The 22,217-nt window shown below is 42.3% G+C and carries 19 protein-coding genes; 5 read left to right on the top strand and 14 right to left on the bottom strand.

Annotation, left to right across the window (positions count from 1 at the left end):
- Window positions 1–97: 97 nt before the first annotated feature.
- From ABIC84_RS09380 to ABIC84_RS09340, 9 genes are all read right to left on the bottom strand, one after another.
- A complete protein-coding gene (locus ABIC84_RS09380; RefSeq protein WP_321555514.1) occupies window positions 98–1,987 on the bottom strand; it encodes a cytochrome c oxidase subunit I in 1,890 nt (629 codons plus the stop codon).
- Window positions 1,988–2,007: 20 nt separating this feature from the next.
- Window positions 2,008–3,198, bottom strand: coding sequence for a cytochrome c oxidase subunit II (locus tag ABIC84_RS09375; RefSeq protein ID WP_426584416.1), 1,191 nt, complete (start codon window positions 3,196–3,198; stop codon window positions 2,008–2,010).
- Window positions 3,199–3,247: 49 nt separating this feature from the next.
- Window positions 3,248–4,516, bottom strand: coding sequence for a quinol:cytochrome C oxidoreductase (locus tag ABIC84_RS09370; protein WP_426584414.1), 1,269 nt, complete (start codon window positions 4,514–4,516; stop codon window positions 3,248–3,250).
- A 13-nt stretch (window positions 4,517–4,529) separates the two neighbouring features.
- The gene (locus ABIC84_RS09365) at window positions 4,530–5,114 is read right to left on the bottom strand and encodes a c-type cytochrome (protein ID WP_090530154.1); all 585 of its coding nucleotides are present in this window, start codon (window positions 5,112–5,114) and stop codon (window positions 4,530–4,532) included.
- Window positions 5,098–5,634 carry a DUF3341 domain-containing protein gene (locus tag ABIC84_RS09360; protein ID WP_321555517.1) on the bottom strand — a complete coding sequence of 179 codons (537 nt, stop codon included), beginning with the start codon at window positions 5,632–5,634 and terminating at the stop codon, window positions 5,098–5,100. The genes ABIC84_RS09365 and ABIC84_RS09360 overlap by 17 nt, the downstream gene beginning before the upstream one ends.
- A 5-nt stretch (window positions 5,635–5,639) precedes the next feature.
- Window positions 5,640–7,112 (bottom strand): NrfD/PsrC family molybdoenzyme membrane anchor subunit, encoded by a 1,473-nt coding sequence (gene nrfD, locus ABIC84_RS09355; protein WP_426584410.1) that lies wholly within the window; start codon window positions 7,110–7,112, stop codon window positions 5,640–5,642.
- A 26-nt stretch (window positions 7,113–7,138) separates the two neighbouring features.
- Window positions 7,139–10,201, bottom strand: a complete 3,063-nt coding sequence (locus tag ABIC84_RS09350) for a TAT-variant-translocated molybdopterin oxidoreductase (RefSeq protein WP_429263426.1) — start codon at window positions 10,199–10,201, stop codon at window positions 7,139–7,141.
- 36 nt (window positions 10,202–10,237) lie between these two features.
- Window positions 10,238–11,518 (bottom strand): cytochrome c3 family protein, encoded by a 1,281-nt coding sequence (locus ABIC84_RS09345; protein ID WP_426584406.1) that lies wholly within the window; start codon window positions 11,516–11,518, stop codon window positions 10,238–10,240.
- A gap of 252 nt (window positions 11,519–11,770) precedes the next feature.
- Window positions 11,771–12,751, bottom strand: coding sequence for a deoxyhypusine synthase family protein (locus ABIC84_RS09340; RefSeq protein ID WP_090530168.1), 981 nt, complete (start codon window positions 12,749–12,751; stop codon window positions 11,771–11,773).
- A 205-nt stretch (window positions 12,752–12,956) separates the two neighbouring features.
- Here ABIC84_RS09340 and ABIC84_RS09335 point away from each other — a divergent pair, with 205 nt between their 5' ends.
- Window positions 12,957–14,084 (top strand): polymerase, encoded by a 1,128-nt coding sequence (locus ABIC84_RS09335; RefSeq protein WP_426584403.1) that lies wholly within the window; start codon window positions 12,957–12,959, stop codon window positions 14,082–14,084.
- A 101-nt stretch (window positions 14,085–14,185) separates the two neighbouring features.
- Here the strand turns inward: ABIC84_RS09335 and ABIC84_RS09330 are convergent, their stop codons facing one another.
- Window positions 14,186–14,788 (bottom strand): hypothetical protein, encoded by a 603-nt coding sequence (locus tag ABIC84_RS09330; protein WP_426584401.1) that lies wholly within the window; start codon window positions 14,786–14,788, stop codon window positions 14,186–14,188.
- A 44-nt stretch (window positions 14,789–14,832) separates the two neighbouring features.
- Between ABIC84_RS09330 and ABIC84_RS09325 the strand changes: the two genes are divergently transcribed.
- The 4 genes from ABIC84_RS09325 to ABIC84_RS09310 all read left to right on the top strand — a co-directional run bounded on the left by ABIC84_RS09325 (window position 14,833) and on the right by ABIC84_RS09310 (window position 18,540).
- Window positions 14,833–15,705: a transglutaminase family protein gene (locus ABIC84_RS09325; RefSeq protein WP_426584399.1), complete on the top strand. Its 873-nt coding sequence runs from the start codon at window positions 14,833–14,835 to the stop codon at window positions 15,703–15,705.
- Between the two features lie 193 nt (window positions 15,706–15,898).
- Window positions 15,899–17,434, top strand: a complete 1,536-nt coding sequence (locus tag ABIC84_RS09320; RefSeq protein ID WP_426584397.1) for a histidine kinase — start codon at window positions 15,899–15,901, stop codon at window positions 17,432–17,434.
- Between the two features lie 3 nt (window positions 17,435–17,437).
- Window positions 17,438–18,115, top strand: a complete 678-nt coding sequence (locus tag ABIC84_RS09315; protein WP_429263425.1) for a LytR/AlgR family response regulator transcription factor — start codon at window positions 17,438–17,440, stop codon at window positions 18,113–18,115.
- Between the two features lie 47 nt (window positions 18,116–18,162).
- Complete coding sequence (locus ABIC84_RS09310; RefSeq protein WP_429263424.1) at window positions 18,163–18,540, top strand: nuclear transport factor 2 family protein; 378 nt, start codon at window positions 18,163–18,165, stop codon at window positions 18,538–18,540.
- Window positions 18,541–18,953: 413 nt separating this feature from the next.
- On the opposite strand, the gene ABIC84_RS09305 is transcribed toward ABIC84_RS09310, so the two are convergent.
- The 4 genes from ABIC84_RS09305 to prfB all read right to left on the bottom strand — a co-directional run bounded on the left by ABIC84_RS09305 (window position 18,954) and on the right by prfB (window position 22,138).
- A complete protein-coding gene (locus tag ABIC84_RS09305; RefSeq protein ID WP_426584391.1) occupies window positions 18,954–19,382 on the bottom strand; it encodes a hypothetical protein in 429 nt (142 codons plus the stop codon).
- Between the two features lie 104 nt (window positions 19,383–19,486).
- A complete protein-coding gene (locus tag ABIC84_RS09300; protein WP_426584389.1) occupies window positions 19,487–19,936 on the bottom strand; it encodes an ankyrin repeat domain-containing protein in 450 nt (149 codons plus the stop codon).
- A gap of 14 nt (window positions 19,937–19,950) precedes the next feature.
- On the bottom strand, window positions 19,951–20,865 hold the full coding sequence (locus tag ABIC84_RS09295; protein WP_429263423.1) for an alpha/beta hydrolase: 915 nt from the start codon (window positions 20,863–20,865) through the stop codon (window positions 19,951–19,953).
- A 180-nt stretch (window positions 20,866–21,045) separates the two neighbouring features.
- Window positions 21,046–22,138 (bottom strand): peptide chain release factor 2 gene (prfB, locus tag ABIC84_RS09290; protein ID WP_176625233.1). Its coding sequence is split into 2 segments (ribosomal slippage): window positions 21,046–22,077 and window positions 22,079–22,138, totalling 1,092 coding nucleotides; the frame shifts between segments, so codons are not numbered across the junction.
- Window positions 22,139–22,217: the final 79 nt, after the last annotated feature.

Genomic DNA, 22,217 nt, shown 5'->3' with positions numbered 1-22,217 from the left:
GAAGTTCTAAGTTTCAAGTTCAAAGCTGCTCAACTTGGGACTCAAAACTTCCGACTTAAGACTTAACCGGTACCCTAAAAGATCAGATAAGTATTAATTATTTTACTTGTTCGTTTGCTTTCAGCGTACTTGTAAACTTATTAAGTTCTTCCAAACCTGCAGGATTATCTTCAAAATCGTGCGGAAGGTTTGAGCTCATAGTTTGCGAGTAAGGAACAGTTTGAGGGATATAATCCTCTTCCGCACCTGGTTTGCTGTAATCATATGGCCAACGGTAAACGGTTGGAATTTCACCCGGCCAGTTGCCGTGTAAGTGTTCAACAGGAGTAGTCCATTCAAGTGTGTTTGACTCCCATGGGTTTTGAGTTGCTTTTTGTCCTTTGAAGATTGATACAAAGAAGTTATAAAGGAAACCAAACTGGGTAAGTGCGGCGATAATAGCAGCCCAGGTAACAAATGTATTGATAGTTAACCATTTCTGCATTGAAGCAAATTCGGTGAACGCATAATACCTACGTGGCACGCCGTCAAGGCCCATAAAGTGCATAGGGAAAAATACCAGGTAAGCACAGATAAATGTTAACCAGAAGTGCAAGTAACCTAATTTCTCGTCCATCATACGACCGAACATTTTAGGGAACCAGTGGTAAACACCAGCAAGCATACCAAATATAGCTGCCGAACCCATTACAAGGTGGAAGTGAGCAACTACGAAGTAAGTATCATGTAAGTTGATATCCAAAGCAGCATTACCCAGGAAGATACCTGTCAAACCACCAGAGATAAAGAACGACACCATGCCGATAGCGAACAACATAGCAGGTGTAAACCTGATGTTACCACGCCAAAGTGTAGCTAACCAGTTAAATGTTTTTACCGCCGATGGTACCGCAATGATCAAAGTAGTAATCATAAACACACCACCAAGGAACGGATTCATACCGGTAACAAACATGTGGTGGCCCCAAACGATGAACGATAATACTGTGATACCGATCAGAGAGTAAACCATTGCATGGTAACCAAAGATTGGTTTACGTGAGTTTACCGACATTACTTCAGATGAGATACCCATCGCAGGCATAATAACGATATATACTTCCGGGTGACCAAGGAACCAGAATAAGTGCTGGAACAGGATCGGGCTACCACCTTCAAATGGTTGCTGTACGCCGTTTAAAACGATATCAGATAAATAGAAGCTTGTACCAACGCTACGGTCAAATATCAACAACACTACACCAGCAACTAAAACCGGGAAAGCAAGGATACCTAATATAGCAGTAAGGAATAAAGCCCAGATAGTTAAAGGCATTTTCCAAAGGTCCATACCTTTTGTACGCATGTTTAATACAGTACTTACGTAGTTGATACCACCCATTAACGATGATGCTACGAACAGTACCATACTGATCAGCCAAAGGGTCATACCTTCGCCAGAACCCGGCATTGCCTTTGGTAAGGCAGATAATGGAGGGTAGATTGTCCAACCACCGCTGGCGGGGCCTTTTTGTACAAAGAACGATGACAACATGATAACACTGGCCAAAAAGAAGAACCAGTATGAAAGCATGTTCATGAACGGCGAAGCCATATCACGTGCACCTACCTGCAATGGAATTAATAAGTTGGCAAAAGTACCGCTCAAGCCGGCAGTTAGTACGAAGAATACCATGATGGTACCGTGTATGGTAACCAAAGCAAGGTAAAAATCGGGGCTGATACGGCCGTTAGGTGCAAAGCGACCTAACAAAGTTGTTAACAGCGGGAATGTTTTATCAGGGTAAGCAAGCTGGATCCTAAACAGGATTGACAAAATCATTGCGATAACCGCCATCGTAATACCTGTGATCAGGAATTGCTTGGCAATCATCTTATGGTCCATGCTAAATACATATTTAGACAGGAATGATTGGTCATGATGGTGTTCGTGACCGTGTTCGTCGTGGTGGGCTCCTGCGTGGTCGTGAACTGCTAATGTTGACATATCTCTATTTCTTATCTTTATTAATTATTTAACGCTAACCTATTTGTTGAAGCACCGCTTTGCTCGTTGTTTGCTGCCGCAAAATGAAGCTCTTTTCTTAAAGCATCGTTGAGGTAAGGCTTTTGCCTTGACAGCCATGACTGATATTCGGCTTCAGAAACAACACGTACAACTTTTTGCATGTTGTAGTGGCTTCCACCGCATATTTTGTTACAGTAAAGGGTATATTCAAATTTAGGGTCGTCTAATTTGGTACGCATTTCTGCGGTAGTAATAGTCGGGGTAAATTTAAAGAAGGTGGGTAAACCAGGTACTGCGTTTAACTGAACCCTGAAGTGAGGCATATAAACACTATGGATCACGTCCTGTGCAAGGATATTCAGCCTGATTGATTTGTTAACCGGCAGATACATAGTATCAACCTTTAAGTCATCAAAACTACTTTTCTTTTTAAAGTTAACACCCAACAAGTTAGCGCCTGTAACCAAACGGAAATCTTTAGGACCTAATACACCATCTTTACCAGGGTAACGCAATTCCCAGGCAAACTGGTGACCGGTTACATCTATATTGATATCGTCTTTAAGATTTTCACTGTTCATGATTTTCTGCCAGGTAAAGAAACCAAACACAACCAGGATAGTCAGCACGATAGCAGGGGCAATTGTCCAAACTTTTTCGATGGTATTATTGTGTGGCAGGAAGTGCGCACGGCGTTTATCAGAATGACGGTATTGGAACAGGAATGTAAACAGCAGGATTTGGGTAACAAAAAATACTATCATTGTTAAAACAGTAGTGACGGTAAACATCTCATCTATTTTAACGCCATGAGCCGAAGCGGCTTCCGGCAATGTCATACTGCCCTGTTCGGTAAATGACCAGTAAGCGCCGTATAAACCTACTAAAAGGAAAACAATACAAATTACAGCCATCACGGTATTCCACTTAATGCCTTTTTTGCCTTGCATCTTTAAAGTAAGATCGTAGATCTTAAGGATTTTGCCAACGATAGCAACACCTAAGCAGATCAGGAAAAAGATAGCCACATAATATGCCACCCCGGTCCAGTCAACCTTAGGGGCCTCTTCCTGGCCCGGAGCCGCACCGGCGGCCTCAGTTTGCGCCATCAGCAGGTTTGTGCCCAAGAGCATAAACGCAGCGAAGAACGATAGTAATTTTTTAGAATTTATTAATTTTCTGAATCCCATTTTAGTAAGCTGTTTGGTATTCTGTATTTTGGTGCAAATGTAATAATTATTATATGTGATGATGAAGGCTTTCCTGCAAGAAAGGGTGTTTTTTAGGAACCAACGATTTGAACTTGGTTAAAGCAGTCATCGCGGTAAAGGTAAATAAACCTCCGAAACCTAAGAATACACCTATCTCGATCGGGCCAATCTCTGTTAACCATGATGAAGTTGGCCCAACTGTGCCGGGCATGATCATCATAAAGTAATCTAACCAGTGACCAACAATCAGGATAACACACATAATCTCAACTGTGCGGTAAACACGTTTAGAATCGCGAGACATGAATACCAATAATGGAGCAAGGAAGTTAACAACAATGTTAATCCAAAACCACGGTTTAAATTCAGGTTCCCAACGTTTAAAGAAGTAAACCGTTTCTTCAGGTATGTTAGCGTAGTAGATCAACAAGAACTGAGCAAACCAAACGTAAGTCCAGAAAATCGAGAACCCGAAAATGAACTTGGTTAGGCTATGCATATGGTCTTCAGTTACCCATTCAAAATAACCAATACGTTTTAAACGGATCAGTGTAAGGGTGATAACCGATAATCCGGCTACCCACATAGCAGCAAAGTTATACCAGCCAAACATGGTTGAAAACCACTCAGCTTCTAATGACATGATGGTATCAAAAGCATATATCGGCGTGGTGAACCCAAAGATCACCAGGAACAGGCATGACATATTGAAGCTTTTCTTGTAGTAGAACATACCACCAACTTCGTCTTCTGCTTCTGAATATTTGGCCAGTAACCGACCAAATATGCAATATGACCCAAGGAAACAAATCAACCGGATTATGAAACCAACCTTGTTCATATATCCCGCTTTACCTGCTATAACAGCATTGTAGTTTTCACTATGAGGGTCAGTAACACCAACAGCTGCCCAAATTTTATATAAATAAGGGGCAACCACTTGCTTACCTTCTTCGCTGGTAATTGTATGGGTTAATGAAAACCCGGCTATCACCACCACAATTAGCGTAATTGCAGCAATTGGCAAAACTTTACCAAAAGCCTGGGGGATCCTGATCATCGATGCAGACCAACCAGCTTGCGCTGCATATTGTACGGCACAAAAGAAAATACCGCACATACAAACCGCAGCAAAGTAATAGGTCATCAGCAACAGGTTGGCAAATGTACGCTCAGTGTAGCCAAGCGCAAAGCCACCAAGTATGGCAACCAAACCAATCACGATGCATATCAAGCTCCATGTTTTGGCTTTGCCGACAAATTCGTATTGCCCGTCAAAATTATTATGAGTCTTCATTAATATCTTTTTCTTATAAGGTTTGTAAATGGTGAACATACATGATCACTTTCCAGCGTTCTTCGGGAGCAAGCTGAGAAGCGTATGAACCCATAGCATTTACACCGTAAGTAATGGTATGATAAATTTTACCGTCTGTAAGGTCTTTCATGTTACCACCGCGTGATGACTGGCCTTTTGAATATGATGGAGGAGCCGGATAACCGTGCTGTACCACCAAGCCATCACCCTGGCCATTAACACCGTGGCAAGGAGAGCAAAAATGCTCAAACAAAATCTTACCTTCAGCATAGTTAGCCTGGGTTTGAGCCAAGACAGATTTAACCTCAACACTGGCTAATTCATAACCCTCTTTGGTATTTGGATAATCAAATTTGGTAAAGCCAACCGGGATAGTTCCGGCAGGTGGCAGCTGAGCTGTTTTACCATCTTTAAAGTTGTTATTTTTCTGATCCGGATCGTATGCCAAATGCTCGTACATATTAGGTGCATACTCCCAGCCGGTACTTCTCTTATCCTTGCACGACGTAAAAACTATCGAAGCAGCGATAATAGTAACAATTGTTCCTAATATTTTAATTTTATTCATAGCTAACATATTTTCTGTCGTTATGCTTAACTTCTGTAGCGCCCGCCTCTTTTAGTAAATTAGTTATATCGTCGTGAGGAATGTTTCCTTTAGCATTAATTGCAATTACAAATTTATCATCAGTCGCACGCAAGTCCATTACCCTTGGCGCGCGGCCCGGGAACAAGTGACTTGCAAAGAAGAAGGTAAATGTCATACCGAATGAGGTCCACAATACAGTCCACTCAAATGTAACCGGGATAAAATCGGGGATAGCAAAAAAGTTTTTACCACCGATGTTGATAGGCCAGTCATGAACCAGCATATAATAAACCATGCTGAACATAATGGTGCCGCCCAAACAACCGAACATAAATGCTGCATAACCTAAACGCGAATCCTTAATGTTCAATTTAGCCTCGATACCGTGGATAGGCATAGGCGTATAAACGTCATAAATAGGTACGCTGTTTTTTTGCAGCTTATCAATCCCATGCATCATATCATCGGGATCATCAAAAACGCCTAATATATATTTAGTGCTACTCATTAGTATTATGCTTTTAAGTATTCAGACTGTTCAACACTATCAAATTTCTCCAGCGAAGCGATGTAAAATTCTGCTTCGGCCGGTACAACATGGCCTTCGTCCATGAGTTTCTTCTTAGCCTGCTCGCTTGAGCTCTTCAACAGTAATTTAACCTCGGCCATAGCCACTGAAGGTAATACCCTGATGAACAACAGGAACATGGTAAAGAATACACCTATTGAACCGATGAACACGCTTACGTCAACCCAGGTTGGATAGAACATGGCCCAGCTTGATGGTATAAAGTCGCGGTGCAGTGAGGTAACGATAATTACGAAACGCTCAAACCACATACCGATGTTAACCACGATCGACAGTACCCATGACAACGGAATGTTGGTACGAATCTTTTTGAACCAGAACAACTGCGGGGTAATTACGTTACAGGTCATCATGCTCCAGTAAGCCCACCAGTACGGACCGGCGATACGGTTTGCAAAAGCATATTGCTCATACTCGTTTTGTGAGTAGAAAGCGATGAACAATTCTGTTAAATAAGCTACACCTACTATCGAACCGGTTAACATGATGATCTTGTTCATCGATTCGATGTGGAACATGGTAATGTAGTTTTCCAGGCCCAAAACCTTACGTGCAATAAGCAACAGGGTTTGTACCATGGCGAAACCTGAGAAGATCGCACCTGCAACGAAGTATGGAGGGAAGATGGTAGTGTGCCATCCTGGTTCCAGTGAAGTTGCGAAGTCCATTGATACGATGGTGTGTACCGAAAGTACCAGTGGGGTTGAAACACCTGCCAGAATCAATGATACTGTTTCAAAACGCTGCCAGGTTTTAACTGAACCCGTCCAACCGAATGACAATACCGAATAAATACGGCGGCGGATACCTTGTGCACGGTCACGGATGGTAGCGATATCAGGCAACAGCCCTGTATACCAGAACACCAGTGAAACCGAGAAGTAAGTTGAGATCGCAAATACGTCCCAAATAAGCGGTGAGTTCCAGTTTACCCATAATGAACCGTACTGGTTTGGCAATGGCAATGAATAAACAGCCATCCATGGGCGCCCCATGTGAGCCGCGATATAAGTAGCCGCGCAAATTACCGCGAAGATGGTCATCGCCTCGGCCGAGCGGTTGATTGAGTTACGCCAGTTTTGACGGAACAGTAACAATACCGCCGAGATAAGCGTACCAGCGTGACCGATACCCACCCACCATACGAAACCGGTAATGTCCCACGCCCATCCTACTGTTTTGTTCAGGCCCCATTCGCCCAAACCAAACCAAAAAGTCCAGCTGATTGCGAAAACCCAAAGCGAGGCGCCAAGCGAGGCTACACTAAAACCGATCCACCAGGCTTTACCCGGCATATTTTCTACAGGGCGTAATACATCATCCGTAATTTTCTTATACGTGATGTCCTTACCCGTAATTAACGGTTCCCTTATTATTGATTCACTATGAGATGCCATATATCTTAATCTCTGTATATAAAAATTTATGCCTGAGCTTCAGTTTCTATTATATTTCTAACTTTTGTCTGGTAACCAATACCTGGCTGTACGTTAAGTTCTTCAAGTACGTAGTAAGTTCTTTCACTTGCAAGTGCTTTTGAAACTTCAGAGTTAGGGTCATTCCTGTTACCGAACACGATAGCGTTGGCAGAACATGTTTGCTGACAAGCCATTTTGATTTCGCCGTCTTTAAGCGGGCGTTTTTCAATTTTAGCTTTCAGTTTACCAGCCTGGATACGTTGGATACACATTGAACATTTTTCCATAACACCACGGAAACGTGTTACCACATCCGGGTTAAGTACTAATTGTGTATGTTCGCCTTGCAGGTAGTTGTCAAAACGCGCGTCGTTCCAGTAGTTGAACCAGTTAAAGCGGCGTACTTTAAACGGACAGTTGTTAGCGCAGTAACGTGTACCTACGCAACGATTGTAAGCCATGTGATTTAAACCTTCAGACGAGTGAACGGTAGCTAATACCGGGCACACAGTTTCGCAAGGTGCGTGGTCACAGTGCTGACAAAGCATTGGCTGGTGAACAACCGATACATTGTCAAAGTTCTCAAGCTTATCAATTTCCTTTTCTTTGGTAACTGCTTCTTCGCTGTTGCCATGGTCATTGTAGCTATAGTAGCGGTCGATACGGATCCAGTGCATTTCACGACGACGTGAAACTTCATCTTTACCTACAACCGGAATGTTATTTTCTGCAGAACATGCAACCACACAGGCACCGCAACCGGTACAAGCGTTAAGGTCGATTGCCATTACCCAGTCATAAACAGGGCGGTCATGGTTATCCCAAAGCGATTCGGCATTGTAATCTTTACGGCCATGCTCATTACCGCTACCTGCTGCAGGGTTCTTTTTGTATTCAACAAAAGTAGCCTCGCGAATCACGCTCCTGCCCTCGTATGAGTGGTGGGTTTGTGTTTGTGCAAGCGGTGATTTGTAACCGGCTGATTTAAATGAAGCTACAGCAGCAGTTTGGAAAGTACCATTACTTAAGCTAAAGAATGGGAAGGCATTTTTACCAACGTTGTTACCAACTGGGCCAGCATTTGTACGGCCATAGCCTACAGCAACAGATAAAGTTCCTTGAGTTTGACCAGGCTGGGCTAATACCGGCAACTCAACTGAATAACCGTTGGCTTCGATCTTAATTACATCCCCTTCTTCCAGTTTCAATTTCTTCATATCAGAAATCGACATGGCAGCAAAGTTATCCCAGGTAACTTTTGAAACCGGGTCAGGAAGCTCCTGTAACCATGGGTTGTTAGCACGTTTACCATCACCTATAGCCTGGCTAACGTAAAGCTGCAATTCAAATTTGTCACCATCAGCGGCAACAGCTTTGCTCTGGGTTAATATTTTTTGAGTTACACCGGCAAGATCAAGGCTAAAGCTATAAGCAGAAGTTGCTACAGGAGCAACAATCACCATACCTGTTTGTAACAGGGTTTCCCATCCTTTTTGACCGGATAAGCCACCTTTTGCCAACAAACCTGAATCCCAGGTTTTGCGTACGTAAGTGTAGTAATCTTTTATTGGGTTATCCATCCAAACCAGTAAGCTGTGCTCGGCCTGGCGGGTATTGTAAACGGGGTTTATCGTTGGCTGAATCACAGTGTAGTAACCTTCAACAGCGTTAGCATCACCCCATGTTTCCAGGTAATGGTGATTTGGAGCATTAACTGTAGCTAATAAAGCTGTTTCATCAGCATGATCAGCAAATGATACCGTTAAACGAACATTTTTCAACGCTGCTTTAAACTCATCATTTTTGTAGTAATCATAAGCAGGGTTAGCATTCAAAAATAATACTGCACCAATATCACCACGTTTTACTTCGCTTACAAATTCAACAAATGCAGCATCGTTACCGGCGTATTGTTTTGATGGGTTATCCAAATCGATAGTAGTACCGTAGCTACCTAATAAGGAGTTGATAGCATTCACCAATACTTGCGTAGCAACATCGTTTGAACCCGAAACAACTAATGCTTTGCCTTTGGCAGCAACTAATTCTTTAGCAGCTAACTGGATAGCGGTGTCAACTTTTTTGCTGCCGGTTGCTTTTGAACCAGGTAAAGTGGTGCCAGAGATTGCGTTGTAAAGGTTTATTAATGCAACGCCAATTTCTGATGGCTTGGTAGTGATACGGGCATCGGCGTTAGTACCGGTCATGCTCATACCAGTTTCAAACTGAATGTGGCGCGACATTTTTTTGTTTGCCAGCGATTTGCTGTTACGGTTTGAAACATACTGGCGGGTAAATTCTTCGCCAGAGATCCATGTACCTAAGAAATCAGCACCAAAGCTTACAATGACATCGGCTTTATCAAAATTGTAGTGAGGCAATACTGCTTTACCAAAACTGTTTTGATTAGCCTGAATGATGCCGGTGTAGGAAACCGCATCATAATTAATATGTTTAGTAGTAGGGTATTTAGCGATGAACTCAGCAATAACTGCTAAGGTTGAAGGGCTGTGTACAGTTGAAGTAACCAAACGGATACCTTTACCTGCTGCAGCAACAGCCGCAAGCTCTTTCATTACATAAGCATCAACCTCGGCCCAACCGGCTTCGGTACCTTTTAGCTTAGGGTCTTTTAAACGGTTAACATCATACAGGTCAAGTACCGAAGCCTGGGCCTGCGCACTTAAACCGCCTTTTGAAAACACGTCGTTAGGGTTACCTTCTACCTTGATAGGACGGCCTTCGCGGGTTTTAACCAAAATAGCCTGACCTTCATAGCTTGAAGAGTAATAGTTAGCCACACCCGGGGTAACCTCTTCAGGTTTAATCAGGTACGGAATTGATTTATGCACCGGCACTTTCTGACAAGCTGCCAATGTAACCGCACCAACACCAAAGCCAAGCGCTTTTAAAAAGTCGCGGCGTGGAGTTTTAGCTGATAAACCAGATCCGCTAAGCACTTCCTCGATAGGAATTGGCTCTGCAAATTCGTTCTTATTTTTCTCAACAAATTCTGGTGTTCTGTTTAGTTCTTCTAAACCTTTCCAGTATTTTTTATTGCTGTCCATTTAAGCTGTATAAACTGTAATGCTAAATTCTTTTTATTAATAGTGACATTTACCGCACTCGATACCACCTAACACGGCGGCTGTAACTTTCTCACCTTTCTTGATCTTATCGTGTGCAGCCAGGATGCTGTCATAGTAAGCATTGCCTTTACCGTTAACTTCGGTACGTTTGTGGCATTGGATACACCATTTCATGGTAAGCGGAGAGTATTGGTAAACCTCTTTCATCGTTTGCACCGGACCATGGCACTGCTGACATTTAATACCACCAACTTTTACGTGTTGTGAGTGGTTAAAGTAAGCCAGGTCGGGCAGGTTGTGGATACGTACCCATTGAATTGGTTTGGCCGCGGTGCTGTCATACTTCTGTGTTTTTGGATCGTAACCCAGAGCGTCATAAATCTTGTGAATTTCTTCTGATTCGGTTTTAACAACCTTGTGGCAGTTCATACACACGTTTAATGAAGGGATAGAAGCATTTTTTGACTTGTATGCACCTGAGTGACAGTACTGGCAATCAATTTTCATGATACCGGCGTGTAATTCGTGTGAGTATTTAATAGGTTGCACCGGCTGGTAACCCTGGTGAACGTTGGTGTTCCATAAAGTAACCCAACCCCAGCTGCACATTGCAACAGTACCGGCAACCAATATAAAGAATACCAGTTTTTTGTTTTTAAGGATCTTAGTGATAAATTCCTTTTTAGCATCAACCGCTACGGCACCTTCCGGAGTAATAACCTCGTCCTCAATAATAAGATCTTTGTTTTTAAGCAAAATGCGCTCTAAAGAACCTACTACCCTGTTTAGTACCAGGATAACGATGAAAGCGATAATAATGATACCGATCAAACCGTAAACAACCATATCGCTCGGGCCGCTTTCAACTTTCGCACCCGGAGCAGCAGCACCGGCGGCCGGCGCAACTTTCATATCTTTCCATGTAGTACGTACATAGGTTATGATATTGCCTACATCAGCATCGCTAAGATCAGCGAATACGGTCATGCCCGACTGGTTATACTCATTATAAATTTTGAGTGCCTTAGGGTTTTTAGCAGCAATCAGCGCCTGGTTATTCTGAATCCACTGGATAAGATATTTATCGTCGGTTTCTTGAGTAAGCTGCGGGCCTAATGCCGGACCAATTAAACGGGTGTCGATTTTGTGACAGGTAGTACATTTTGATTTGAAAATGGCCTCGCCTTTAGCAGCGTCAGTTTGCGCGTACGCAGTTGATAAACTCCAAAAAGCAAACCCGGCAATCAGTAAAACCGACTTTGAGAATTGTTTAAGAATCAATGAGAAACTTCTCATACAGTGTATTTATGCTAAATAATTTTTATATTAATGATTGAAACTGTTGTAAGATGTATGTTTCATCGGATAATTACAGGCACAAAAGTATAATTTTATACACTATCGGTGACACATAAATGACACCAACCTATAATTTATAATCGTTCTAAATAGACAAAAAACTGCGTTTAAACGCTGCTAAATGCATATTAATGTCATTTGACATTTTTAGGGAATAATTATTATCCAACTTTAATTATAAAATTTTATCTATTGTTTTAATAACCAGGCAAAAATAAGTGGTGCAACAATCGTAGCATCGCTCTCTACAATAAACTTAGGTGTGTGGATGTCAAGCTTGCCCCAGGTTATTTTTTCGTTCGGAACTGCGCCCGAGTACGAACCATACGAAGTAGTTGAATCTGAGATCTGGCAGAAATAGCTCCAGAATGGTACATCATGCATTTCCATATCCTGGTAAAGCATCGGCACAACACATATCGGGAAGTCGCCGGCTATACCACCACCTATCTGGAAAAAGCCGATGCCTTTGCCAGATGAATTTTTAGTATACCAGTCGGCCAGCCATGCCATGTATTCGATACCGCTTTTCATGGTTGAAGCTTTAAGCTCACCTTTAATTACGTATGAAGCAAAGATGTTGCCCATGGTTGAGTCTTCCCAGCCTGGTACTACGATAGGCAGGTTCTTTTCGGCAGCAGCCAGCATCCATGAGTTTTTAGGATCAATTTCATAGTATTGCTCCAGCTCGCCGCTCAACAATATTTTGTACATATATTCATGTGGAAAATAGCGCTCGCCACTGTCATCAGCATCTTTCCAAATTTTATGAATGTGTTTTTGCAAACGGCGGAAAGCTTCTTCTTCAGGAATACAGGTATCGGTAACACGGTTATAGTGATTTTCGAGCAGGTCCCACTCCTCCTGGGGGCTCAGGTCGCGGTAGTTAGGCACTCTTTTATAGTGTGAGTGCGCCACAAGGTTCATGATATCCTCTTCAAGGTTAGCACCTGTACATGATATAATAGCAATTTTATCCTGGCGGATCATTTCGGCCAGTGAAATACCCAGCTCAGCTGTACTCATGGCACCAGCTAAAGTTACCATCATTTTACCGCCTTCTTCAAGGTGTGTTTCATAGCCTTTAGCTGCATCCATTAATGCCGCGGCGTTAAAGTGCAGATAATTTCTTTCAATAAACTGCGAAATAGGTCCTCTTGTAGTGCTCATAATATTTCAATAAAATTTCAGCCGCAAAAGTAGACATTTTAGTTAAATTGAATTTTAAATGAACCTTTATCTTTTTATAACCATTTAGTATCTTAATCATCATTACTTATCCCCTACCCCCTCCATTATTGTCATCATAATTTTAAAATACGCCCCTACAAAACCTTATCTAACAAAATGGGTTATATTAGCCACCTAAATATCTATGAAAAAACTTGCCATATTAATACTTTTCTGTGCTTTTTCAACCAATGCCTTTTCACAAATATCCCGGGTTATAAAGCGTATGTATTTTGATAAAGACACCACACGCAAAAGTAGCTTTGTTATATTACCTGTATTAAGTTCGGCTCCGGAAACAGGGCTTGAAGTTGGCGGCGCGGGCCTCCTCTCTTTTTATACCGATACTTCAAAACTCAATACAAGGGTATCCAATGTTTTTGGCTATGCCTCCATTACTACTAAAGGCCAGAGCCGCTTAAGCCTTACTACCAGCTACTGGACACCCGGAAACAACTATCACCTTACAGCCGGCGTCAGTTACATCAATTTCCCTTTCAACTTTTATGGCATCGGCAACAATACATTAAAGGCCAATTCCGACAGGATTGGTCAAAAACGGTTCAAGGTTAATTTTACCGCCGAAAAAAAGATCTCCAATAACCTGTACGCCGGCATAACAGGCGGTGCCTGGGATTACAAATTCAGAGATGATGATAAGACAGGTATATTTTATACCGATCCTCGCGTTGAAGACCATGGCGGCGGTCCAAGTGCCTATATAGGCCCAACCATCACATTCGATAACAGGAACAATAATACATACACCACCAAAGGGCTCATCGTAAACGCCTATTTCCAGGCTATACACGGCATGTTTGGCAATAATGACTATAAAGGCGGATTCTTTAATATCGAATACTCGCAGTTTTTTTTGCTGGCACCTAAATGGGTACTCGGCCTCGATGTGCAGGAACAAAGCCTTACCGGCAGCACTTCGCCATTTTATTTACTACCCGGCCTGGGAAGCGACGAACTGATGCGCGGTTATTACAATGGCCGTTTCCGCGACCGAAATATGTTAGCCGGGCAGGCCGAACTGCGTTACCGCCTTAGCGACCGCATAGGCTTTGCGGGTTTCGCAGGTGCCGGCGAAGTTTTTAAAAGCAGCTTTGCAACTTCCGAACTTAAACCAAACTATGGCGGTGGCCTCCGCTACTTTTTTGATGTGGAAAAAGGACTTGCCGTACGTATTGATTATGGTGTTGGCCAGAAGATCCCTAACGAAAAAAGATTAACAGGCTTTTATATAGGATTGGGGCAGTCGTTTTGATTTTTGGGTTCATGGTTGATGGTTCATAGATCGTGGTAAATAATTGATGACATAAAAAACCCATGCTTTGGTCATGATCCATGAACCACCAACATAAGCCATCAATACCTCACCCTAAAATCCTCCTTGCTCATCCCCGGTTTAAAAAACACCAGACCTAAATAAAACAGATCGACAGTTACCCTTACCCGTTCATCAGCCTTTACCTGCTCCCACGCTTGCTTTGTATTTTGTGTACGGTGGGTGCCTAAAAATATCAGCACAGTATCGTCATGAATATTAGTTATTAGGTTTTCCAGATATCCCGTTGGATTGTGCCTGGCAGCATCTATCAAAATGATGTCAGCCTGTCGGGATTCAGTGAGATCTTTTATACTGGAGATTTGCCCCCTCGGGCACGCTTTAGCCAATACATATTTTATGTTGCCATCTTTATTATCGGCAAAAAGAATAATGGCCGGCTTAAAATAAACACAAAATCGATAAAGTAAAAGGTAAAATTTTAACGGCAGTGTATTTATCACGTTCCTGTCAGAATGTTGTTTGCTGCAGGTTTCTTTAATTTCGCGGTACACTTTTTGGTCGCGATAATCGTAAATAACCGTATCAATCAGCTTGTAAACAAATGGAGAGTGTATGCCGTGCCTGTTGTTGGCCATAAAACGGTGCCGCAGGTAATCAAGCCTATACCTTATATTGTACATCGCTGTAAAAATAGAAAAGGTTTAGTATTTTAGCATTACAGCGTATGATAAATCCAACCGAAGTAAATTCATTGATCCGCCTGCTGGATGATCCGGACAGCGAGATCTTTGAGCACGTGTATAACAAATTGTTTTCATATGGAGCAGAGGCTATTACTTATCTCGAGTCGGCCTTTGAACAGGCTTTTGACCCAATTCAACAGGAACGTATAGCCAACCTGGTACATGAAATTCAGTTCAACAATCTTAAAACCGATCTGAAACTTTGGAATCAAAGCGGCGCGTTCGATTTGCTGCAAGGCATCCTGATTATTAATCGTTATCAATACCCCGACCTTGATGAACAAAAGGTAATTAACCAAATAGAGGCCATTAAACGCGATATCTGGATCCAGATGATGAACGAGGCCAGCCCGAAAGAGCAGGTTAAGTTGATCAACCATGTGTTTTACAACATCTACGGTTTCAGCGGTAATACCGCCAATCACCTCGATCCGCAAAACAGCTATCTGAGCCAGGTGCTGGAAACTAAAAAAGGCAACCAGATCTCATTGGCGATCATCTACTCTATCATCGCACAAAAACTGGATATCCCTGTTTACGGTGTAAACCTTCCCCAGCATTTTATCCTCGCCTATCTTGACGAGAGCATGCAAAGCGAGTTTGAAAGCGGGATCCTGTTTTATATCAACGCCTTTAATAAAGGCTTCCTGTTTGGCAGGCGCGATGTAGATATGTTCCTGAAACAACTTAACCTCAAATTTGACAAACAGTTTTACGAGCCATGCTCTAATACAGATATTATTAAGCGTGTGCTTCGCAACCTCATCAGTGCCTATGAAAATCTTGGCTCGGCCGAAAAGGTAAGGGAGCTGAATGAGCTGCTCCAAATCATGGACGATGCCCCCGGGGAGTGATTTTAGTGGCAGTTGCAGCAACAGTAGTTTAGACCAAGCTCATCTTAAAAAACAACTGCTACTAAAAACTGCCACTGCAACTAAAAAACAACTGCTCTAAAATCCTAACCTATCACACGAGGAACCGGTTTCATCCCATTTATTTATTCAGTAGTATTGTGAATTATACCTTGCGGGCATAATTCAAAACACGATGAACGATCTCCTGAAAAAAAACCTTAACCTTGGCAAAATTGAATTTTGGGCCGCAACCACTATTTATGTTTTTGGCCTGCTCCTTCTGTTAGCCAAAGTGTCTAACAGTGTCGATAATGAAATATGGACCCCATACCGGTACATGTTCAACAATTACCACCTACACTACTCCTACTCTAAATATTTCTTTTTCCCGCAGGTGTTTAGGTACACTGGTTATTACGGCGCCTACCTGCTCTGGAATTTTATTATAGTACCGGCCTTAGCACAAAAAAGGCGGGTAGCATGGCATATCATTTTGGGTTTGGCCTTGCTTGTTGCCCTTTGGGGCCTATTCGGCATTACCGATACCTGGCTTAAGGGATATCTATTTTACCATAAATCGGCCGATTATGTGTATAACATCGTTTTTAAAACAAATGTATTATACGCTTTGTGGGTAATAATGATGCTTACTTTTTATAGCATGATCAAATTTGCTACCCGGTTTTTATTGAGTAACGTTGATAAAATAAACGCCAAATACCAGGTAATTACCCGTGGCTGTGTTATAGCCCTGGTTATTTGTATGATCACAACATTCTTGCTAGCGCTTTCCGAAGCCCAGTATGAATTGATAGTTACGTTTGTGATTATAGCGCTGACAGGCATTGGGAATGTTAGTTTTTCGTTCTATAGCCTTATACCAGCAACATTTGCCAAAAATAGGGGTTTCTTTAACTACCTGTTTAAGGTTACAGGCATAATGCTGGTGATCAGTGTGCCGATAGGATTTTTAACAGCAGTTATTTTTAACAAGGTAAATATAGAACCTGTGTTTATCATAGGTGCCTTTAACTGTGGCATCCAGATATTATTGGTTGCTCCTATAAGCTGGATGATTTATAAGCGCAATCTTGCCGGAAAACAGGAGATTGTACATCTCAAAACGGCCCTCGGCCGCTCCACTGCCGATCTGGATTTCCTTCGCTCACAAATCAATCCGCATTTCCTGTTTAACGCATTAAACACACTTTACGGAACAGCTTTACAGGAAGATGCCGAACGTACCGCCGAAGGTGTGCAACGACTGGGCGATATGATGCGTTTTATGCTACAAGAAAACATGCAGGAAAAAATACTGCTGGTACGCGAGATCGATTATCTTAATAACTATATCGCCCTGCAAAAATTGCGCACTCAAACCTCGCCGGACATCAGCATCGTGCTGCAAATTGAAGAGCATGTTAATGCCCTGCAGATAGCCCCAATGTTGCTGATCCCTTTTATTGAGAACGCATTTAAACACGGCATCAGCCTGCGCGAACCTTCACATATCAATATCAGCCTGCAAACCAAGGAAAATACACTTTACTTTGATGTGCATAACAGCATCCATCCCAAAGTAGTTAACGATACCGAAAAATATAACAATGGTATAGGGCTGGAGAATGTTAAACAACGGCTGGCACTTTTATATCCTGACAAACACGAATTGGTGATCCGCGAAAGTGCCAAAGATTTTTTTATACATTTAACTATACAACTGCAATAAGCTTTGATTACAGCAATAGCCATTGATGACGAACCTATAGCGCTTGATGTGATCCGCTCACACGCTGCAAAGGTGCCTTTTGTTGACCTCAAGGCTGAATTTACCGATGCCTTTAAAGCAATGGACTATCTGCGGCGCGAACCTGTGGATTTGTTGTTCCTGGATATTAAGATGCCCGATATTTCGGGCATCGATCTGTTGACATGTCTCAATAAAAAACCGCTGGTAATATTTACCACCGCCTACACCGAACACGCTGTTACCAGCTTTGAGCTGGACGCGGTAGATTATTTATTGAAACCTTTCGCCCTTACCCGATTCATAAAAGCCTGCAACAAAGCCTATGAACTTTACAGTTTTAGGAACACTGTCGACGTTAAGGATTACATTTTTCTGAAAACCGGGTACGAACAGGTACGTGTTAATTTTGATGACATTTATCATTTAGAGGCTACCGGTAATTACGTAAATTTTATCTTGAAAGATAGCAAGGTGCTCACCCGCATGACCATAACCGAAGTTGAAGCCCTGCTCCCTGACGAGAAATTTATCAGGATCCACCGGTCATTTATTGCCGCGGTAAATAAAATTGATAAGATAGAACGCCATCAAGTAACAGTAAATGGATTTTTGCTACCTGTAGGGGGTGCTTATGTGCCGAATTTGGGAATGATTAAATAATCCCTTACAGATCGTTTATACGTTGGCATAATCATTATCTTTAGCGTATGCAGCAACGTGAACTTATCATCAGCAATTATGTAAAGGCCTATAACAACTTTGATGTTGAAAACATGCTTAAAAACCTCGCACCATCCGTTAAATTTCAAAACATATCAAACGGTGATGTGGATATGGAGCTTGATGGTATAGAAGCGTTCAGGAGTCAGGTAGAACAGGCAACTAAGCTTTTTGAACGCCGCGAACAAGTTATCCGGTCTTTTAAACACACCGGCAACAAAACCGAAATAGCTATTGACTATAACGCAATTTTAGCCGCCGACCTGCCAAATGGATTAAAAAAAGGTGATGAGTTAAATCTGAAAGGGCATTCAATTTTCACTTTTGACGGAGATAAAATTGTTGGGATAATGGATATTAGTTGATTTCGGGAATAAGTTTAAAAACGCGTGTCCCTGGATTTGGATTTTGAAGGGGCTATTACTTTTCCATCACGTCATTGTTGAGGTACGAAGCAATCCCTAATAAGCAGAGTAGCTATGCATATTCGCCCTGTAAAGTCGGGGATTGCTTCGTACCTCAACAATGACATGATTGTAAGTTATTGATTATTAGGTATATTTTTTTTGATGGATTTTATAACATGGGCGTTGCCTGCGGCCCGGGCTTTCCGTTGCAAGTCCTCGCCTTTCCCGCCCGCAAACCCTTTACGCGCTCCGGGCTTTACACTGCAATCCCTAACGCGGCCCACCCGAACACCGTTAAAATATATTTTACATGTCATTACATTTTTTTTCAGGGTTCCCCTGATGGTTACTCGCAATGACGCGAATTTTATTTACTCCACCACCAACTTTTTCAACGTAATCCCAATTGTTGCTGTTTTCCTTTTCACCGCAGTTCCATAACTGAATGCGATCTTATACATCTTTTTCGATTTGATCCAATTAATAAACTTTGGATCGCACACCCCGTTCAGCTTATAAACGTATTGTTGGGGTTGAGGCTTAACCTCAGATACGGCTATGTAGATAGAACAGGGCGATTTACAATCTGCCGGGGCATCCGTATCACCCTGTTGGTCAGCCACCAGGTACACCGCTATGTTAAGCGTTTTATGATCGGTGTATACATAGCGTTTTTGCAGGTTATTTAAAACATAGGTGAGGTCCTGGTTGGATACGCTTTTGTATTTAATAGCTTGGGCGATAACATTAAAGCAGGCACCGGCAACGAGCAACACCGCTAACAGTATTTTTTTCAACATACAATCTTCATTAAGGTCGAACTTCGGGCTTTCAAAAAAAGACTGTTTACCTCAACAATAAAATATGCTTACTGTTTTATCGATTCAGTTAAAAATCATTATTCTTATTTCAGGTTGTCCTCTATGAATTTTATTGCGTCGGGATGATTACCTTCTTTCGCAGCAGACAACACGGTATTTCCCTCTTTGTCTTTGAAATGAATATCAGCTCCATTTTTTAACAGATAGCTAATAATAGCTATGTTGCCTTTATGTGCTGCATACATTAAAGCGGTGCTGCCAAACCAGTCTTTCCAGTTGATTTCGACTTTATGATCAACTAAAAGCTTAACCATTTTAAATTGGTCTTGTTGGATTGATAATATCAGCAAGCTCATTTCAAAATTCATGGTTTTCCGTTTGAAGTTAACATCAGCACCTTTATTAATTAAAGTTTCAGCCAATGTTGTATCATTTGCATTTACAGCTTTGTACAATTGCTCGTTGATTGCTTGTGCTTTTACATAAAAAGCTAAAAAACTGAAAACTAAAAACAGGAAAAAGTATCGTTTCATTTATACTTAATTATTTATTTTCCGCTCAAAAAACCATTCTCCTCCAGCCACGCGGCAGCCCATTCAAACCATTTGCCTTTATTTTTAGAGTTATACATTCCAAAGCCGTGGCCACCTTCCTGGAACAGGTGCATTTCGGCCTTCACTTTATTTTTTAACAGCGCATCATAAAATAACAGACTGTTTTGCACAGGCACTACGTTGTCATCCTCGGCGTGCACTAAAAATGTTGGCGGGGTGTTGGCAGTCACTTGTTTCTCGTTCGAATACAGATCTAACTGCGCTGCCGATGGGTTTTTACCTATCAGGTTTTCCCTCGAGCCAACATGGGCATATTCACCAAAAGAAATTACAGGATAGATCAGCATCATAAAATCAGGGCGTACGCTGATGTTTTCTTTATCTTCAATAACCGGTTTATCAAAATGCGTACCTTCTGTTGAAACCAGGTGCCCGCCTGCCGAAAAACCGATAATTCCTATCTTTGAAGGGTTAATATTCCATTCGGCAGCATTTTTACGCACGGTGTATATGGCCATTTGCGCATCCTGTAACGGACCGATAGATTTATCTGTCATAATATCATCGCTTGGCAAGCGGTATTTTAGCAAAAACGCAGTAACACCAATATTGGCAAAAGCCTGTGCTACGGCCTTTCCTTCATGATCCGATGCAAGTCCGGCATATGCACCGCCGGGGCAAACAACTATCGCTGCACCGTTGGCTTTCCCTTTTTCCGGAAGATACGGCGTTAGCGTTGGTTCTGTAACCATGGTGATCCAGCTTCCGTTATTAGTTTTTTCTGTATAGGTAGCAGGCGCCTTTTTAGAATTTGGCACCCCTTTGGGATAAAGTGGCATGGGTTTTTCCTGTGCAAGGGATACAAAAGTAATAGCGGTCAATACAAAGGCTGATAAAATGGTTTTCATACTTATTTAAGGAAAATTGGATGTGTCCAAAATACAATTAATCTCCCGAAAACAAAAGCGGGGCATCAGAAATGATACTCCGCTTTTATAATTTCTAAAACAACGTCAACTATACAGGGCGGGCCTGCTAATCGGGGATTGCTTCGTACCGCGCAATGACGCCTTTTTTATCTATTTTTTTTACGTCTTTGGCCCGCCAAACTCCATGAGGTAGGCTTTCAGGAAATCATCCAGATCGCCATCAAGCACTGCTGCCGCGTTTGAAGTTTCATGATCGGTACGCAGGTCTTTCACCAATTTATAGGGATGTAAAACATAGTTACGGATCTGTGAGCCCCACTCTATCTTCTTTTTATTGCCCTCAATAGCATTGGTCAGTTCCATACGTTTGCGCATTTCAATTTCGTATAACTGTGATTTAAGCAAGCGGATGGCATTGTCCTTGTTCTGTAATTGCGAGCGCGACTCCTGGTTTTTAATGATGATACCCGACGGTTTGTGGTACAAACGTACGGCAGTTTCCACCTTATTCACGTTTTGCCCGCCGGCACCGCCCGAGCGGAAAGTTTCAAACTCGATATCTGCCGGATTTACCTCAATTTCAATAGTATCATCAACCAAGGGATAAACATATACCGAAGCAAAGGAAGTATGGCGTTTGGCGTTAGCATCAAAAGGCGATACGCGCACCAAGCGGTGTACCCCATTTTCACCTTTCAGATAGCCGTAGGCAAACTCGCCTTCCAGTTGCAGGGTAACGGTTTTTACGCCGGCCACGTCGCCTTCCTGGTAATCTTGCTCGGTTACTTTATAGCCGTTTTTTTCGCCCCACATAATATACATACGCATGAGCATGCCGGCCCAGTCGCAGCTTTCGGTGCCGCCGGCACCCGCTGTGATCTGAAGCACCGCGTTTAGCTGATCTTCTTCGGCCGAGAGCATGTTTTTAAACTCAAGCTCTTCAACGGCTTTTATAGCTGCATTATATTGTTCCTGCATTTCGGCCTCGGTGGCGTCGCCGCCCTGGTAAAATTCAAAAAGTACGCCGGCGTCATCAACAACCGATACTACCTTCTGAAAAGCATCCGTCCATACTTTTTTTACTTTGATGGATGCCAGTACCTTTTCGGCCTCTTTGGGGTGATCCCAAAAATGTGGACCAACGGTTATTTCCTGTTCCTCTTTTAATAGTTCCAGCTTCTTATCAATGTCAAAGATGCCTCCTCAGGGAAGTTACTCTATCCCTTAAATCCTGAACTTGTTCTTTAGTCATGCGGCAAATATATATAATTTGAAAAATTGCCATAAATAAAAAGGCCTGCAAATTGTTTAACAATCGGCAGGCCTGTTCA

Origin of the sequence: Mucilaginibacter sp. 3215 (genome assembly GCF_050433785.1) — a bacterium.
Lineage (GTDB): Bacteria > Bacteroidota > Bacteroidia > Sphingobacteriales > Sphingobacteriaceae > Mucilaginibacter.
The sequence above is the reverse complement of the archived record's forward strand: the minus strand, read 5'-3'. Positions and strand labels throughout refer to the sequence as shown.

Excerpts from the sequence above, each read along its gene's own strand:
- ABIC84_RS09380 (WP_321555514.1), bottom strand. The coding sequence starts at position 1,987 with ATGTCAACATTAGCAGTTCACGACCACGCAGGAGCCCACCACGACGAA.
- ABIC84_RS09375 (WP_426584416.1), bottom strand. The coding sequence starts at position 3,198 with ATGGGATTCAGAAAATTAATAAATTCTAAAAAATTACTATCGTTCTTC.
- ABIC84_RS09370 (WP_426584414.1), bottom strand. The coding sequence starts at position 4,516 with ATGAAGACTCATAATAATTTTGACGGGCAATACGAATTTGTCGGCAAA.
- ABIC84_RS09365 (WP_090530154.1), bottom strand. The coding sequence starts at position 5,114 with ATGTTAGCTATGAATAAAATTAAAATATTAGGAACAATTGTTACTATT.
- ABIC84_RS09360 (WP_321555517.1), bottom strand. The coding sequence starts at position 5,634 with ATGAGTAGCACTAAATATATATTAGGCGTTTTTGATGATCCCGATGAT.
- nrfD (WP_426584410.1), bottom strand. The coding sequence starts at position 7,112 with ATGGCATCTCATAGTGAATCAATAATAAGGGAACCGTTAATTACGGGT.
- ABIC84_RS09350 (WP_429263426.1), bottom strand. The coding sequence starts at position 10,201 with ATGGACAGCAATAAAAAATACTGGAAAGGTTTAGAAGAACTAAACAGA.
- ABIC84_RS09345 (WP_426584406.1), bottom strand. The coding sequence starts at position 11,518 with ATGAGAAGTTTCTCATTGATTCTTAAACAATTCTCAAAGTCGGTTTTA.
- ABIC84_RS09340 (WP_090530168.1), bottom strand. The coding sequence starts at position 12,751 with ATGAGCACTACAAGAGGACCTATTTCGCAGTTTATTGAAAGAAATTAT.
- ABIC84_RS09335 (WP_426584403.1), top strand. The coding sequence starts at position 12,957 with ATGAAAAAACTTGCCATATTAATACTTTTCTGTGCTTTTTCAACCAAT.
- ABIC84_RS09330 (WP_426584401.1), bottom strand. The coding sequence starts at position 14,788 with ATGTACAATATAAGGTATAGGCTTGATTACCTGCGGCACCGTTTTATG.
- ABIC84_RS09325 (WP_426584399.1), top strand. The coding sequence starts at position 14,833 with ATGATAAATCCAACCGAAGTAAATTCATTGATCCGCCTGCTGGATGAT.
- ABIC84_RS09320 (WP_426584397.1), top strand. The coding sequence starts at position 15,899 with ATGAACGATCTCCTGAAAAAAAACCTTAACCTTGGCAAAATTGAATTT.
- ABIC84_RS09310 (WP_429263424.1), top strand. The coding sequence starts at position 18,163 with ATGCAGCAACGTGAACTTATCATCAGCAATTATGTAAAGGCCTATAAC.
- ABIC84_RS09305 (WP_426584391.1), bottom strand. The coding sequence starts at position 19,382 with ATGTTGAAAAAAATACTGTTAGCGGTGTTGCTCGTTGCCGGTGCCTGC.
- ABIC84_RS09300 (WP_426584389.1), bottom strand. The coding sequence starts at position 19,936 with ATGAAACGATACTTTTTCCTGTTTTTAGTTTTCAGTTTTTTAGCTTTT.
- ABIC84_RS09295 (WP_429263423.1), bottom strand. The coding sequence starts at position 20,865 with ATGAAAACCATTTTATCAGCCTTTGTATTGACCGCTATTACTTTTGTA.